This is a genomic window from Streptomyces sp. NBC_01390 (assembly GCF_045040105.1).
GTDB lineage: Bacteria > Actinomycetota > Actinomycetes > Streptomycetales > Streptomycetaceae > Streptomyces.
Genome location: NZ_CP109551.1, coordinates 5,918,716 through 5,934,238, shown reverse-complemented (window position 1 = coordinate 5,934,238; position 15,523 = coordinate 5,918,716). Strand labels below are relative to the sequence as shown.

General features: G+C 69.7%; 14 protein-coding genes. 10 read left to right on the top strand and 4 right to left on the bottom strand.

The window, feature by feature from the left end:
• Window positions 1-117 precede the first annotated feature (117 nt).
• From OG241_RS26800 to OG241_RS26785, 4 genes are all read left to right on the top strand, one after another.
• Window positions 118-780, top strand: a complete 663-nt coding sequence (locus OG241_RS26800) for a superoxide dismutase family protein (RefSeq protein ID WP_405818626.1) — start codon at window positions 118-120, stop codon at window positions 778-780.
• Entirely contained in the window at window positions 759-1,379 is a 621-nt protein-coding gene (locus tag OG241_RS26795) for a copper resistance protein CopC (protein WP_405818624.1), read from the top strand. Before OG241_RS26800 ends, OG241_RS26795 begins: the two co-directional genes overlap by 22 nt.
• A 283-nt stretch (window positions 1,380-1,662) precedes the next feature.
• Window positions 1,663-3,159: a PepSY-associated TM helix domain-containing protein gene (locus tag OG241_RS26790; RefSeq protein ID WP_405818622.1), complete on the top strand. Its 1,497-nt coding sequence runs from the start codon at window positions 1,663-1,665 to the stop codon at window positions 3,157-3,159.
• 120 nt (window positions 3,160-3,279) lie between these two features.
• Window positions 3,280-3,495: a heavy-metal-associated domain-containing protein gene (locus tag OG241_RS26785; RefSeq protein ID WP_405818621.1), complete on the top strand. Its 216-nt coding sequence runs from the start codon at window positions 3,280-3,282 to the stop codon at window positions 3,493-3,495.
• 70 nt (window positions 3,496-3,565) lie between these two features.
• Here OG241_RS26785 and OG241_RS26780 read toward each other — a convergent pair whose 3' ends face one another.
• Complete coding sequence (locus OG241_RS26780) at window positions 3,566-3,757, bottom strand: hypothetical protein (protein ID WP_405818619.1); 192 nt, start codon at window positions 3,755-3,757, stop codon at window positions 3,566-3,568.
• Between the two features lie 406 nt (window positions 3,758-4,163).
• A complete protein-coding gene (locus OG241_RS26775; protein WP_405818617.1) occupies window positions 4,164-4,841 on the bottom strand; it encodes a DUF5134 domain-containing protein in 678 nt (225 codons plus the stop codon).
• 368 nt (window positions 4,842-5,209) lie between these two features.
• On the opposite strand from OG241_RS26775, the gene OG241_RS26770 reads away from it, so the two are divergent.
• From OG241_RS26770 to OG241_RS26750, 5 genes are read left to right on the top strand one after another with little or no spacing between them, the layout of a single operon-like run.
• Complete coding sequence (locus OG241_RS26770) at window positions 5,210-6,796, top strand: ABC transporter substrate-binding protein (RefSeq protein ID WP_405818615.1); 1,587 nt, start codon at window positions 5,210-5,212, stop codon at window positions 6,794-6,796.
• Window positions 6,797-6,816: 20 nt separating this feature from the next.
• A complete protein-coding gene (locus tag OG241_RS26765; RefSeq protein ID WP_405826439.1) occupies window positions 6,817-7,785 on the top strand; it encodes an ABC transporter permease in 969 nt (322 codons plus the stop codon).
• 5 nt (window positions 7,786-7,790) lie between these two features.
• The gene (locus tag OG241_RS26760; RefSeq protein ID WP_405818613.1) at window positions 7,791-8,669 is read left to right on the top strand and encodes an ABC transporter permease; all 879 of its coding nucleotides are present in this window, start codon (window positions 7,791-7,793) and stop codon (window positions 8,667-8,669) included.
• A gap of 44 nt (window positions 8,670-8,713) precedes the next feature.
• Window positions 8,714-9,625 carry an ABC transporter ATP-binding protein gene (locus OG241_RS26755; protein ID WP_405826437.1) on the top strand — a complete coding sequence of 304 codons (912 nt, stop codon included), beginning with the start codon at window positions 8,714-8,716 and terminating at the stop codon, window positions 9,623-9,625.
• Window positions 9,618-10,280 (top strand): ABC transporter ATP-binding protein, encoded by a 663-nt coding sequence (locus OG241_RS26750; RefSeq protein ID WP_405818611.1) that lies wholly within the window; start codon window positions 9,618-9,620, stop codon window positions 10,278-10,280. The genes OG241_RS26755 and OG241_RS26750 overlap by 8 nt, the downstream gene beginning before the upstream one ends.
• A gap of 123 nt (window positions 10,281-10,403) precedes the next feature.
• On the opposite strand, the gene OG241_RS26745 is transcribed toward OG241_RS26750, so the two are convergent.
• A complete protein-coding gene (locus OG241_RS26745) occupies window positions 10,404-11,297 on the bottom strand; it encodes a phosphorothioated DNA-binding restriction endonuclease (protein WP_405818609.1) in 894 nt (297 codons plus the stop codon).
• 279 nt (window positions 11,298-11,576) lie between these two features.
• Between OG241_RS26745 and OG241_RS26740 the strand changes: the two genes are divergently transcribed.
• The gene (locus OG241_RS26740; protein ID WP_405818607.1) at window positions 11,577-13,499 is read left to right on the top strand and encodes an AAA family ATPase; all 1,923 of its coding nucleotides are present in this window, start codon (window positions 11,577-11,579) and stop codon (window positions 13,497-13,499) included.
• Between the two features lie 229 nt (window positions 13,500-13,728).
• Here OG241_RS26740 and OG241_RS26735 read toward each other — a convergent pair whose 3' ends face one another.
• A complete protein-coding gene (locus OG241_RS26735) occupies window positions 13,729-15,387 on the bottom strand; it encodes a TerD family protein (protein ID WP_405818605.1) in 1,659 nt (552 codons plus the stop codon).
• Window positions 15,388-15,523: the final 136 nt, after the last annotated feature.

The window sequence follows — 15,523 nt, the reverse complement described above, 5'->3', positions numbered from 1 at the left end:
CGCCCGGAACCGGCATGCGTGCTCGCGTAGGCCGGTCCGTCCACCTGGCCCGGAGCACGCCCGCCCGCCTGCGCGCAGTCGACGCCGGGCGTTCTCCGCTCATCGATCGGGAGTTCCATGCACCACCGCACGTCTGCCTGCGCACCCGCCTCCGGCGTTCCGGCGCCGCCCCGAACCGTCCGCCGCAGGGCCCGGCTCGCCGCCTGCGCAGCCCTGGTGACCGCGATGACGGCTCTTGCCACCGGCTGCGGCGGCGACTCGGCCCACCACGCCTCAGAAGGGGCCGCATCCTCGTCTTCGTCCTCCGCCCACGGTATGGACGGCATGGACGGTATGGACGGCACCGCGATGGGGGACCCCTCGGCCACGCCCGCCTACAAGATCTCCGGAGCGAGCGTGGTGAAAGGCACTTTCCAGATGCTGGACACACGTCCGCCGGGCATGGACAACGTCAAAGGCACGGCCTGGCTTGCCCAGGGCCCCAAGGGCACCACGGTCACCGTCTCTCTGACCGGCCTCAAGCCCGGCGGCGTCTACATGGCCCACCTGCACGCCCAGCAGTGCTCCGCCGACAACGGAGGAGCGCACTTCCAGTTCGACAAGGCCGGGCCGACCACACCCCCCAACGAGATCCACCTGATGTTCACCGCTGACAAGTCCGGTATGGGCATGACGACCGTGAACAACACCCGCAAGACCGGCGAGGACGCGGTCGCGATCGTCATCCACCCCAACGAGGCACAGGACAACCGGATCGCATGCGCCGACTTCGCCTTCTGACAACGGGGGCCGTATCGCTCGGCTGTGCGGGTGCGCTGCTGCTTCTCGGCGGCACACCCGCGTACGCCCACACCGGGCTGAAGAGCGCGACACCGGCTCCCGGAGCCAAGGTCGGCGCCGGCACCAGCGTGGTCGCGCTGATCTTCGACAACCTGACGTCCGGCATCGCGCCGAAGATCAGCATGATCGGGCCCGACGGCACCACGATCCCGGTCGGACAGCCGGTCGTCACCGACACCACCACCGCCTGCGCCGCCGTGTCCCCACTGCCCGCCGGGATCATCACCCTCACCTACTCCATCACCGCAGGAGACGGTGACGCGCAGTCCAACGCCTTCCAGTTCGAGGCGGTCAAGGGCACCAAGCCCGCCGGCACCCCGTCGGCCTGCGCTGACCTGAGGCTGCCGGATCCGGACACGGGCGGGTCCGACACCCTTCTCAGCCTCGGCCGCACCGCGGCAGTGGCCGTCCTGGCGGGAGGAGCCGTCGCGGTGGCGGGCGGAGGGTTCCTCACTGTCCGGGTCCTGCGCCGCCGGAGAGCGCGGCTCCGTGAGGTCGGCGGCGGGCCGACGGCTGACGAAACCTCGCACGGCACATGAGTCGCGCGAGGTGCCGGCGTGCCTCACAGGACGTGGGGCGCGTCGGCTGGCCCAACACGTCGCCCCCTGTGCGGACTTGGGCGAGGCGCGCCGTCCCAACGGTCGTGCCGACGAATTCATGGGGGAGCGTGGGAACTGGGGAGCCTTTCCATCCGACTGTTTCAGGACAGCGGCTGAATAGGGCCGGTGGAGCGATGCCGCGGTGGCTCATCGGCCGGGCGTCGGTTGTCCTGCACGGATCCCGGTGCCCCGTGCACCGCCGACACAGCACGAGGTGGGACTGATGTCCGTCAACTCCGACTCCCCCGACCTGCCCGGTCCAGCCGGGCCGGCCCAGGAGAAACCCGGCGCCACAGGCACAGCCACCGCGACGACGACGGCCGCGGAGGCCACGACTGCCACGAACGCAGTGCCGGCCCGTCGGCAGGGAGGCTTCGGCGCGCTGCTGGCCAGGCTGCACTTCTACGCCGGCGTCCTGGTGGCCCCCTTCCTGCTCGTCGCGGCCGTGACGGGTCTGCTCTACGCGTTCACGCCGCAACTGGACTCCTTCGTCTACGACAAGGAACTCCACGTCTCCCGCACGGGTGACAGCGTTCTGCCCCTGTCGGAGCAGGTGGCCGCCGCCCGGGCAGAGCATCCGGAGGGGACGCTGACCGCCGTGCGCCCGGGAAGCGGCGAGGACACCACCCAGGTGGACTTCGCCCTCCCCGAGCTCGGCGAGAAGAGCCACACCGTCTACGTCAACCCGTACACGGGTGACGCCACAGGGCAGTTGACCACCTGGTGGACCGCGACGCCGCTCACGACCTGGCTGGACGTCCTGCACCGCGATCTCCACCTGGGAGCGGTCGGCAACCTGTACTCGGAGCTCGCCGCCAGCTGGCTGTGGGTGCTCGTCCTCGGCGGACTGGTCCTGTGGTGGCGCCGCCGGAGCGGTAGCCGGACCGCCCGGCACCTGCTGCTTCCCGACCGGGCCGCGAAGAAGGGCGTACGGCGCACCCGCAGTTGGCACGCCGCGACCGGCGTGTGGATAGCGGTCGGCCTGTTGTTCCTCTCCGCGACCGGTCTGACCTGGTCCACCTATGCGGGCGAGAACTTCAGCAAGGCCCTGGACTCACTGAGGTCCAGCACTCCCTACGTGTCCACCTCCCTGGCCGACTCGGCCACCTCGGACACCGGCTCCGGCGCCACGAAGGCCGCCGACCCGAGTGCCGTCGACGGAGTCCTGGAAGCGGCCCGCGAGGACGGTCTGACCGGCCCCGTAGCGATCAGCGTGCCGGAGGACGGCGCCACCGCGTGGACCGTGTCGCAGTCCCGCAACCTCTGGCCCGTGGGACGCGACAGCGTCGCGGTCGACCCCGCCACCGACAAGGTGGTCGACCGGGTGGACTTCGCCGACTGGCCAGTCCTGTCCAAGCTGACCACGTGGGGCATTCAGGCCCACATGGGTCTGTTGTTCGGCATCGTCAACCAGATCGTGCTCGCCGCCCTGGCCGTCGGCCTGATCTTCGTGATCGTGTGGGGCTACCGCATGTGGTGGCAGCGCCGCCCCACGAGGGCCGACCGCCGGACTCGCCTCGGCGTCCCGCCCGCCCGCAGCGCCTGGCGTGGGCTGCCGTCCTGGACCGTAGCGGTCGGCATCGTGGTGGCCGCCGTCGGCTGGGTCGTTCCGCTGTTCGGCATACCCCTCGCGGTGTTCCTGGCCGTCGACCTCACCGTCGGCGCCGCCCGCCGCCGTACCCCCGCCTCACCGACGGCCGGGCCCGCCTCCGGCGGCTGACCGGCACGTCCGTTCCGACCGCACCGAATCAGCGGGGGAACAGCACCGAATGAAACCCACCTATCGGTGGACCTCGCTGCGAGGTGCGCCAACGACCCACCCAACCCCAGGAGTTGCGCCATGGCACGGAAGCAGTACCTCGTCACGGGCATGAGCTGTGAGCACTGCGCGGCAAGCATCACGGAGGAGGTCTCCCGGGTACCCAGGGTGAACGAGGTGGACGTCGACGTCACAGCGGGTTCGGTCTCCGTCGGCGGCACAGACCTGGACGACGGGCTGCTGCGTGCGGCGATCGTGGAAGCGGGTTACGAGGTGGCCGAAGCGGTCGCGGCCTGACGGACAGGTCCCGCTCGTCGGCCCCGGACCGGACCCCGTCCCGGCGGCCGACGGGCCAGGACTCGCCGCTTCAGCGCCTGTTCCGTCGGGAGCGGCCGGGCTGTCTGGGGCCGGTGCGATGGCCACCCGGGCCCGACACCGCTCGGTCGACGAGCACATGGAGCAGGGCGCTCGTCGAGAGTCCCGCGAGCGCTCCGAGCAGTGCCCCCGGCATGCCCCCGGCGAGGGACCCCAGCCAGGCGTAGCCACTGGCGAGCACCATTGTGGTCAGGACGGACAGGGACCACGCCTCACCCAGACGCCTTCGTGCTGCCCGTATTCTCCCCGCTCGGTTCACGGGGTGCTCTCAGGGCCAGGCCCCGTCCACACCACCTCTGTATGTCCCGAGTGCCTCGGACACCGACCCTCACCCCTGCCTGGATGCCGCCTGCTCCCGCCCGCCGTGTTCCGGCCACGGGCGGGTCCCACCGGTTCCTCCCCGCACGCAGCCGACGAAAACCAGACAGCGGGGGTTCGCCAGGCGGGCCTACCGGGCCCTGGTATTCCGGGGAGACGGCCAACGCGGCGGTTCCGTCGAGCGGACGAGAGCGCGGGGCGGACGGGACGGCGGGCGGGGGGCGTCGCCGGGACGGGTCCGCTCCGGCTCCACCTGCCGTCGGCAAGCGACATCACACGAGCAGGACGAACATGACCGCCATCCCCAGGGCCATCCCGGCATGACACGCCGGGGCCAGGGCCCCGCCCAGGTTTGCCCTTGCCTGCCCGGCGACGGCATCGGTCCCCTCCAGGCCCTCGCTGCTGTCTCCTTCCCGCGCCCGGTCGAGAGCACGGGTCAGCCAGGCCAGCCCAAGTGCCCCCAGGGCCACCGCGAGCAGCGCTGCCGTCATCCGCGGCCCGGTCCCCGTCAGGCTCATGGTGGCCACACCGGAACCAGCCGACATGTCCATTCCCGCCATGTCGTGCATACCGCCCCCCGTCGAATGGCCGGACACGCCGCCGGAGGACGGCATGGCCGCCACCATCCAGGCCATCGCCCCCATCATCACCACGTGCGGCAGAGCAGCGAGTTCAGCCTTGCCCCAGGAACGGTCACCGGCCCGGAACAGGGCCGTCATCACGAACCACAGCGCGCCCGCCGAGAACAGCACCACCTGAGGAGCGGACGGTACGTCCATCCCCCACGGCCAGGCCATCGCGATCATCAGCACCCCCATCGACGCGTGCAGCGCGTGATCCACCCGCTCGGTCATTCGCGTGCCGGGCAGAGCTATCCGCCACACCCCGTACAGCACGGGCACGGCGAACATCAGGCTCAGGACCCAGCGCAGTCCGCTCGCGGCGATCACGAAACCGCCCCTACTCCCTGACGCCGAACGGCGTCCGTCATCAGATCCACGACGGGACAGACCAGTGGGGCGCACTCCCCCGTGCAGTCGTTGACCTGCTCGATGGACGCAAATGGAGTCGGAGTGGCATCGGCGTGAGTTCCCCGGGTGTCATGTGAGTGCGGTCACACGGGCGTCAGTCGCGAGACCCTCCACCGGCGGACTGTGCCGCCCAGACAGATGACGAAGGGCTCCCGCAAGGACGTGCCTTGCGGGAGCCCTTCCGCCGAGGGGAGGGGTGGGGCGTGGACTAATGCATGACCGTCGCAGGCCATCTCTAATTGCAACTAGTATGCAAAAACATTTTGTCTGCAATAAAGGGTGGATGCATGACGACCCGTTGGATACGAGGCGCCGCCGTCGCTGCGGCGATGGCCGGCGGGGTCTCCGCGTGCGCGGCTCCCGGTGGTGGTTCCGGCGGCGGCGCATCCGCCGACTCAGTGGTGATCGGGGTGGCCTCGGAGCCGGACACTCTCAGCCCTCTGCTCGGCTACGGCAAGGACGGCAACTCCAAGCTCTTCGACGGTCTCCTCGCCCGGGACGCCGACCTGAAGCTCACACCCGCGCTGGCGACGGCGCTGCCCGAGGTCGGCGACGACGGCCTGACCTACACCTACACCCTGCGAGCCGGGGCCGAGTTCAGCGACGGCGAGCCGCTCACCGCCGCCGACGTGGTCTTCACCTACGAGACCGTCCTGAACGAGAAGACCAACAACACCTCCCGCAGCGAACTCGATGCCATCAAGGAAGTGAAGGCGGATGGCGGCGACAAGGTCACTTTCACCCTCAAGTACCCCTACGCGCCCTTCGCCGGCCGCACGGTCCTGCCCATCGTCCCCGAACACATAGCCGGGAAGCAGGATCCCAACACCGGCTCCTTCAACACAGAGCCGATCGGCACCGGCCCCTACGTCCTGTCCGCCTGGAGCAAGGGCGAGAAGCTCACCTTCAAGGCCAACCCCCACTACTGGGGCGGCGCGCCGAAGGTGAAGACGGTCACCATGGCGATCATCGAGGACGACGACGTACGCGCCACCCGGCTGCGCTCCGGAGACCTGGACGGCGCGATCCTCCCGCCCAACCTCGCCGCCGCCTTCAAGAACGACAGTGGCAAGAAGACGTACGACGCCAAGTCCTACGACTTCCGCACCGTCACCCTCCCCACCACGAACAGGGTCACCGGTGACCCTGCGATCCGCCAGGCACTGGACGCCGCCGTGGACCGCGAGGCCATGGCGGACAAGATCCTCGACGGTGCCGGCCGCCCGGCGTACGGGCCACTGCCGGTCGACGACCCGTGGTTCACGAAGGGCATCGAACGCTCTCAGGACCTGGCCAAGGCCAAGCAGATCCTGGACCGGGCGGGCTGGAAGGCCGACGCGGACGGAGTCCGCGCCAAGAACGGCCAACGAGCCGCCTTCACCCTCCTCTACCCCTCCGGTGACAAGGTCCGCCAGGACCACGCCCTGGCCTACGCCTCCGACGCCAAGAAGGCCGGCATCGAGGTGAAGGTGGAGAGCGCCACCTGGGAGGTCATCGAACCGCGGATGAAGGACGACGCGGTCCTGGCCGGCGGTGGCAGCACCGGCGACCCCGACTTCGCCCTCTACACCCTCCTGCACTCCTCCCTCGCCGGGGACGGCTTCAACAACATGGGCCGCTACGACAACCCGGTCGTCGACAAGGCGCTCGACACCGGCCGCCGCAGCCAGGACGAAGCGACACGCAGGGCGGCGTACGACACGATCCAGCGGGAGTTGGTGAAGGACCCCGGCTACACGTTCCTCACGCATATCGACCACGTCTACGTACTCGCCGACCGCTGGACCGGCCTGACCACCCAACTGGAGCCGCACGAGCACGGATTCGCCAGCGGCCCGTGGTGGAACCTTGAGGACTGGCAGCCCAAGCAGTGAGCCCACTGCCCTGGGGGCCCATGGCCCGGCTGGCCGGGCGGCGGACCCTGTTCGCCGCCCCGGTCCTGCTCGTCGTCACCTTCGGCATGTTCGCCATTGCTGCCGCCTCTCCCTTCGACCCGGTACGCGCGTACGCCGGAACCGCCGCACTCGGCGCCGACCAGGCCACCCTGGACCGGCTGCGGGCCAACCTCGGCGTGGACCAGCCCTTCGCCGAACGCTGGTGGCACTGGCTGACCTCAGCCCTTACCGGCGACCTCGGCCAGTCCAGCGTGATGCGCCAGCCGGTCGCCGAGGTGCTCGGCGAACGCCTCGTCTGGTCCACACTGTTGTGCACGGTCGCGTTCGTGGCGGCTGTGCTGACGGGCACGGTGCTCGGGGTACTGGCCGCCCGCCGACAGGGTGGATGGCTCGACCGTATGGTCACTTCGCTCGCCTACACCCTCTCGGCCGCGCCGGTGTTCTGGACCGCCCTGCTCGCCATCTGGCTGTTCGCCCTCCGCCTGGACCTCCTCCCGGCAGGCGGCCTGACCGACACCGCCAGCGAACACGTCACCGCCAGCCAGGTGGCAAGTCACCTCGTACTGCCCGCCGGAGTCCTCGCCGTCTCCCAACTCCCCTGGTTCACCCTGTATGTCCGCCAGGGTGTCGCCGACGCTCTGGCCGAGGACCCGGTACGCGGCGCCCGCGCCCGCGGCCTGAGCGAACACACCGTCCTGCTCGGCCACGCCCTGCGCGCCGGCCTGCTCCCGGTCCTCACCCTGATCGGCTCCCGCGTGCCCGAACTCATCACCGGCGCCCTGCTGGTGGAGAGCGTCTTCAGCTGGCCCGGCATCGCGGCGGCCACGGTGGAGGCGGCCACCGCCGTCGACTTCCCGCTCCTGGCGGCCCTCACCACCCTGGCCACCGTCGCCGTCCTGGCCGGCAACCTGCTCGCCGACCTGCTCTACGGACTCTTCGACCCGAGGGTGAAGCTCAGTGAAATGTGACTCCCATGGCTGAAGCCGCAGTTGAGCCGAAGTGGCGGTCGTACGGCACCCGCCGCCGCTCCACCCGTACCGTCCGGGTGCGCACCTCCGTCACCCTGGTCGCGGTGATGGTCCTCGCGGTCCTGCTCGTCCCGCCGCTGGTCCAACTCGACCAACAGGCCGTCGACCTGGCCGCGAAACTCCAACCACCCTCCTGGGCCCACCCGTTCGGCACCGACGACGTCGGCCGCGACCTGCTGCTGCGCTGCGTCTACGGCCTGCGCGTCTCCCTGTTCGTCGGTGTCGTGGCGGCGCTGACGGCGACGGTGATAGGGACGGCCGTCGGCGCCACGGCCGGAGCGCTGGGCGGCTGGGCCGACCGGGGCATCATGCGGCTGGTGGACACCTTCTCCTCCGTCCCGCATCTGCTGCTGGGCATCTTCATCGTCGCCATGTTCCGCCCCGGCGTCTGGCCCGTGGTGGTCTCGGTCGGGCTCACCCACTGGCTGTCGACCGCCCGGATCGTCCGAGCCGAGGTGCTGTCCCTGCGCTCCCGCCCGTACATCGACGCTGCCGTCTCCGGTGGCGCGTCGAGGTGGCGGGTGACGATACGACATCTGCTGCCCGCAGTGCTGCCCCAGGCCGCGCTGGCCGCCGTACTGATGGTGCCGCACGCCATGTGGCACGAGTCCGCCCTGTCCTTCCTCGGGCTCGGCCTGCCCGCCCACCTGGCCAGCCTCGGCAACCTCATCCAGAACGCCCGCGGTTCGCTGCTCGCCGGGCAGTGGTGGCCGACACTCTTCCCGGGACTCCTCCTCATCGTTCCGACCCTCGCGATCGCCGGTCTCGCCGGGGCCTGGCGGGAGCGGATCAACCCCCGCCGCCGATCGGAGCTGATGCTGTGAAGGCCGTTGTCCTGTCCGTCCGCGGACTGTCGGTGCGCTTCCTCATGCCCGGCGGGCGCCGCATCGCCGCCGTCACCGACGCGCACTTCGAGGTGGCGGCGGGGGAGTGCCTGGCCCTGATCGGCGAGAGCGGCTGCGGCAAGTCCGTCCTCGTCTCGGCCCTCCTCGGCCTGCTCCCCGCCAACGCCCAGGCCGCCGGTGAGGCCCACCTCGGAGACCTCGACCTGCTCGCTGCCGACGAGCGCACCCTGGCCCGCACGGTCCGGGGCCGCCGTATCGGCCTCATACCGCAGAGTTCGACCGCGCACCTGACCCCCGTCCGCACCATCCGCTCCCAACTCGAGGAGACGGTCGCCGCACTGACCGGGGCGCGGGGACGTGCTGCCGTCCGTATCGCCGCCGAGGCGGCAGCCGAACGGGCGGCGTTTCCCGCGGACCACCTCGACCGACACCCGCACGAACTCTCCGGAGGTCTGGCCCAACGCGCCGCCACAGCCCTGGCCCTTGTCGGCGACGCGCCCCTGCTCCTCGCCGACGAACCGACCACCGGACTCGACCGCGACCTCGTGGACCACACGGTCGACGAACTGCGCCGCCACGTGGACACCGCCGACCGGGCTCTCCTGGTCATCACCCATGACCTGGCGGCAGCCGAGCGCATCGCCGACCGGGTGGCGGTCATGTACGCGGGCCGCATCGTCGAACTCACCGACGCGGCCACGTTCTTCGGCACCCCCGGTCCTCGCCACCCCTACAGCCGCGGCCTCCTGCAAGCCCTGCCTGACCGCGCCTTCACCCCCATCCCCGGCATGCCCCCCGAACTCGGCGACCTTCCCGACGGCTGCGCCTTCACCGCCCGCTGCCACCTGGCTACCGCGGCCTGTGCCGCCCTACCGCAGCTGACGGACATGGTCGCCTGCCACCACCCGTACGTGCCGGAGGACATCCGTGCTTGAACTGCGCGCCATCACCGCCGGATACGGCCGACACGCCCCCGTCGTCCGGGACGTCTCCCTCACGGTCGAGCCCGGCGAGGCGGTCGGACTCCTCGGCCCCAGCGGCTGCGGCAAATCCACCCTCGCCCGCGTCGCGGCCCTACTCCACCGTCCCGACTCCGGAACCCTGCTCCTCGACGGCGAGCCCGTACGCCGCTGGCGCCACCGAGCCGCCCGCGCCCAACGCACTGCCTTCGGTGTCGTCTTCCAACAGCCCAGACTCTCCGCCGACCCCCGACTGCCACTCACCGACCTCATCGCCGAGCCACTCCGGGCGAACGGCCGCCGGGACGAAGCGCCCGACCGGGTCGCAGAACTCGCCCCCACCGTGGGCTTGACACCCGGCCTGCTGACCCGACGCCCCCACGAAGTCAGCGACGGCCAGCTCCAACGCGCCTGCCTGGCCCGAGCGCTCGCCCTGCGCCCCCGCTGGCTGATCTGCGACGAGATGACCGCCATGCTCGACGCCTCCACCAGCGCCGCGCTCGTCGCGGCCGTCGAGGAATACCGCACCACAACCGGCGCCGGCCTGCTCGCCGTCGGCCACGACCAGGTACTCCTCAGCCGCTGGTGCGGACGGACGGTCCACTGGGACGCCCTGAAGTGGTCCGGCTGAGCGTCACAGGTAGGGCTGGCCGACTTCAGGAGACGTGGGTGGCGAGGAGATGTCCGTCGTCAGGGAACGCGAAGACTATGAAGTAGGCCGGGGTCAGGAGGTGCTTGTGCGGCCGTGGATCCGTCAGGCCGCAGTGGCGGGGCGTGGAGTGCCGTGGAAGACCTGGCTGGTGTGCCAAGCGCGGTGATCGGCTGCGACAGGGTGTGCGCCTGGCTGCGGGCCGATGAGGGGACGGCCCGCGAGTGCGACGACGTGCTGGCGGGCGGCGGGGCTGTGGCCGACGAAGTGCTGGGAGACGAGTATGCGGTGGCCGTCGTCGACTCCGAGGACGCCCTTGTCGAAGAGCTTGTGGTGCAGCGAGCAGAGGCACAGCCCGTTGTCGACGTCGGCGGGTCCTCCGAAGGCCCACCATCGTACGTGCGCGGCTTCCAGTCCGACCGGGACCGTGCCGATCCTGCCGTCGTAGCCGCAGAAGGCGCACCGGTACTCGTAGGCGGTGAGGACCAGTTCGCGCATGCGCCGGTCCCGCTGTCTGCGCGCGGGCACGAGGTGCCCGGTCTCCGCGGTCTCCAGTTCCAGGCCGACGGCTTCGCACAACTCGCTGTGGAGCGAGGGCGGGAAGTGCAGGTCGAGCAGTAACCGCGCCATCCGTCCCAGCAGTTCGGGTTCGCCGCGCAGCGCGGTTCTGAGTTCCGGTGCGAGCCGGCCGGTGGCGCCCGTCTCGCGGAGAACCCGCACTCCGGTCCCGGGGCTGCCGTGCCCGTGGTCGGTGCGCACTTCCCACACTCCGTCGCTGACCAGGTGGTGGAACGGGTAGGCGGGCGTTGTTCTGTTGGGCGGGCCGTACTCGGTCAGCAGACTCTGCAGGTCCTTCTCCACCGTGCTGTAGCGGAGTTCGCTGTCGGCGTCCTGCTGGAACCGGCCGAGGGCGTGCAGGAGCAGCAGTGGCTTGTGCGGGGCGCGCGTTCCGCTCCTGGTCCACTGTCTGAGCTTCGCGATCCGCCCGAGCCAGTCCATGGCCGGTGATCGTAGTGAGGATTTGAGCCGAGTGTGTCGGAGTCCCGATCGAGTGTCGCTGAAGCCTGGGCCGAGGACGGGGCAGGGAGGAGGCCAAGCCGGTGTACTCCTTATGGATATCGATGATCGTCGCGGGACTTCATGGCAGGAACGGCGCTTGACTCTGAGGAATCACCTATCAGAGGAAATCAGCTGATGGGCTGTCAGGTGCGCTGCTAACGTCACGATCGTCACGTGGGCACCTATATGCCCCTCCCGCCTCAAGCGCACAGGACGACAGTGAAGATCAAACGCGTTCGCATCGAGAACTTCTGTTGTCTGCACAAGGTGGACGTGTCCTTCGACGACATCACCTCCTTCATCGGGCCGACCGGGGTCGGCAAGTCCACCGTGCTGCGTGCGCTCGACTGGTTCCTCAACGGCGAGAAGGGTGTCGCCCTGAGCGATGACGACATCCACTCGGCGGCCGAGGACGGCCGTATCTCCGTGGAGGTGGAGTTCGACGGACTCACCGATCACGATCGCCAAACGCTCGGGCGGTACGCGCCCGACGGTGTCGCGAGCGTGAGTATCTGGCGTACCTGGCAGAACGGTGAGGACAAGATCACGGGCAAGGCGCTCGCGTACGGGCCGTTCGAGGAGGTGCGCAAGAACGAGAAGGCCATGGAACTGCGGCGCGCCTATGACCAGTTGAGGGAGAGCGACACGAGCCTGGAGCTGTCGGCCGCCGGGACCAAGGACAAGGTCCTGGAGGCGATGCGCACGTGGGAGTTGGCCAATCGTGACCGTCTCACCGAGGCCGAGGTCGAGGACACGCACTTCTTCGGCTTCGCCGGGCAGAGCAGGCTCGCCCAGCTCATCGACTTCGTGTTCGTCTCTGCTGATTTGCGGGCGTACGAGGAGGCCGACGATCAGAAGGCGACCGCGCTCGGCCGCATCCTCGACCACGCAGTGGACCGCTCACAGGCGAACGAGCAGCTCGGTGAGATCGAGGAGAACGCTCATCTGGCCCGGCAGGAAGTGCACAGCAAGGTGTACGGCCCTGTGCTGGACGAGGTGTCGGCTGCGCTGTCGGCGGAGGTCGCCAAGTTCACGACCGGGCGCGAGGTGGTCGTGACCCCCACGGTGCAGGCTCCGAGGCCCGCCCGAACAACCTTCCAGGTGAGCATCCGGGACGGGGCTGCCCATACCTCGGTGCACCGGCAAGGTCACGGCTTCCAGCGCGCTCTGATCATCGCGGCGCTGAAGTACCTCGCCGACCGCAGGCGCTCGGCCGACGGTATGCGGACGCTGTGCCTGGCCATCGAGGAGCCCGAGCTCTTCCAGCACCCGCCTCAGGCGCGGACCTTCGCGAAGGTGCTCCGCGAGCTGGTCGCCACCTCGCCGCGGGCGCGTACTCAGGTCATGTACGCCACCCACAACCCGGTCTTCATCGATCCGAAGGGGTATCACCAGATTCGGCGCCTGGGCCGCGCTGCCGGCGAGGGGCACCCCGTCACCGAAGTGTGGCAGGCCACGGAGGAGGACCTGTGCGGGGCCTTGGACGGGCTCGTCGACAAGAAGGTGATCAGGAGCAGGACCGAGGGCACGCTGAGCGGCTCGCTGGCGGAGGGCTTCTTCGCCCATGCCGTGGTGCTGGTCGAGGGGCGCGGGGACGAGGGAGTGATCACCGGTTGCGCGGACCGGTCGGGGATCAACCTGGGCGCGGAGGGCATCAGCGTCATCGAGGTCCACGGCAAGGACAACCTCATGATCTCTGACGCACTCTTCAGCGCCCTGGGCGTGCCCTGCTACGTCGTGTTCGACGGCGACGCCGGCATGGAGGAGCGCAAGCGGGCATCGGTGCAACACCTCATTCCGCAGCAGCGGCAGGACAAGGAGCAGGAGTTCGAGCGCCAGGCACGGAACAACCGGACCAAAAATGCGAATCTTCTCCGGTACCTGGGTACGACGCCCGATCCCCAGCCCGCCGACGACTCGACCGGCCGCTACACCGTGTTCGAGGACACCCTGGAGACCCACCTCGCCCAGCACTGGCCGACCTGGGAGGAGCGCAGGCAGGAACTGGTGCGCGCCGGTGAGGGCGTCGACGGGAAGAACGCGGCGACATATCTGGAGACGACCCGAACGGTCACGACGGAGCCACCATTCTTGTTCCACGCCTTGCTGGAGAATGTCCGTTCGCTGACCGGGCGACGGTAGCCAGCCGGCTCCCTCACGCGGGCTCGCGGTTCCAGGCCGGCTACAGACCCGACGCGGTGGCGGGGTGCCGACCTGGCCGTACTGGCGACGAAGTCCACCTGCGACCAAAGCTGTAAGGACAGCAGGTGAGGACCCGGCGGGGACCACGAGATTTCAACCAGTGAGGGGCTGCGCCCAAAATGTAACCGAAAGTTTTCCTGTTTTCCCAGTTCAGCGGCTGGATGGCGGGTCACGCCACGTCGACTCCATGAGCGCGGGCCAGCCCGTCGAGTCCGTCGGCCCAGCCTTGGCCGATCGCTCGCATCTTCCATGTGGGCCGGCCGTTCGTGGTGTGCCGGTAGAGCTCGGCGATGACCATGGCGCGGATGCTGGGGTCGGAGGGTGGCTGGAAGGTCCAAGCGGCTCCGGTGGCACAGTCCATGGACAGCGATGCGTACGTGAGTGCTCCGCAGGTCAGGCCGGTGTCGACGTCCATGTTGATCGCGACCGCGATGCGATGGATCTGTGCGGGCAGGGCAGCGAGGTGCACGGTGGCTCGTTCGACGGTGTGCTGGCCCTCGGCTTGCTTGCCCAGAAGGCGGGCTGCGCCCTGGGCGCCGGAGGGTTGGTTGTAGAAGACGAAGTCCTCGTCGGAGGTCACCCGGCTTTGGCCATCGGTGAGGAACAGGGTGAGGTCTGCGTCGGCACCGGCGAAGGTGAAGGCGATGCGCAGTCCGTGCCAGGCTTCCTCGGGGAGAGTGAGTGTCTGCCCTGGGACGAGGGTGGCGGGCGGGGTGCCCGGGATTGGGACGGGTGCCACTGCCGGCGGAGGCTGCAGCGGGGCGGCTTCGCTCCTCCACTGTGCGAAGGGCCGGATCTGGTAGTGGTTGAGGGCCGGTTCGCCGTGGGCGGCCGGGACGTTGGCACGGAGGTCGTTGTCCAGGCCGGCCAGTGTGGCGTCGCCGGAAGCGCTGTCGTCCTGAGCGTGGTCGAGCAGGTTCTGCAGGCCGGGCAGTCGACTGGCGTCCAGGGGTTTGATGGTGCCCGACGGGTTTCCGGAAGCCGTTGTGGTGACCGAGCAGGCGACGTCCTGGCCGAGGTCGAGGAACCGCAGCGCGTCTTCCGTCTCCCGCCATGGGACTGATTCGATCGCATGGCGCGTCCATCGGCCGTACGCCACGAACCCAAGCCGTTGCGTGTCGGGCAGCCGCGTCAGCACGACCAGGTCGATGGCGGTGATCGCCGGCGCGGTGGCGAAGCCCTCCTTGAGCGTGGCGACGATGTTGGAGCCCATGGAGGTCAGCCACCACAGGGTGCGGTCTCGTTTGGTGAGGGTCTTGAGGGTGGGGCGTCCGCTGGGGGTGACGCCAGGTGTCTGGCCGGGCAGCGAATCGATGTCCTGGTGTCGCATGACCACCGACAGCACCGCACCCTCGACTCCTACGGCGCAACCCGCGGCTGGGTTGTCGGAGAAGGCGTAGTTGACCGCTTCGCAGACGGTCTCCTCGTCATTGGCCAGGAGGGCCCGCCACCACTGATCGGCCTCGGCGGCGAGCTGTCCGTGGACGGTACGGAGGCGAGCCTGCTCGGCGGCCAGGTAAGCCGGTGCGTCTTCTTCGGCCTTTCGCTTGGCAGCCGCTCGCTCGGCACGTGCGAACACGCCGAGACCGGTGAGGTGAAAGGACTGGGCTTCTGACAGTGCCCAGGGCAGGCCGAGTTGGGTAGGCCCCGGCACCGCAGGCGGATGGACCGGCGGGAAGTTCTGCAGGTGCACGCTGGTCGTCTGCTGCCGCAGCTCCCGCAACTGGGCGATTGCGGCATCCCGTTCAGCTTCTTGTTGGGCCCGTTCGGCTTGGCGCCGAACATGGTCCAGTTGGGCCGCGGACGGAGCCACGGTTCGGGAACGCATGGTGCGGCTCGTGCTGGTGCGGCGACGCCCTCCGCTGAGTGAGCTGGAGGCGTAGAACGGGCCCAGACCGGACGAGACCCGGGTACCCCCGCTGCCCATGCTGATCCGTGCTGCCCGGGGGCCGACGGAAGTCCGT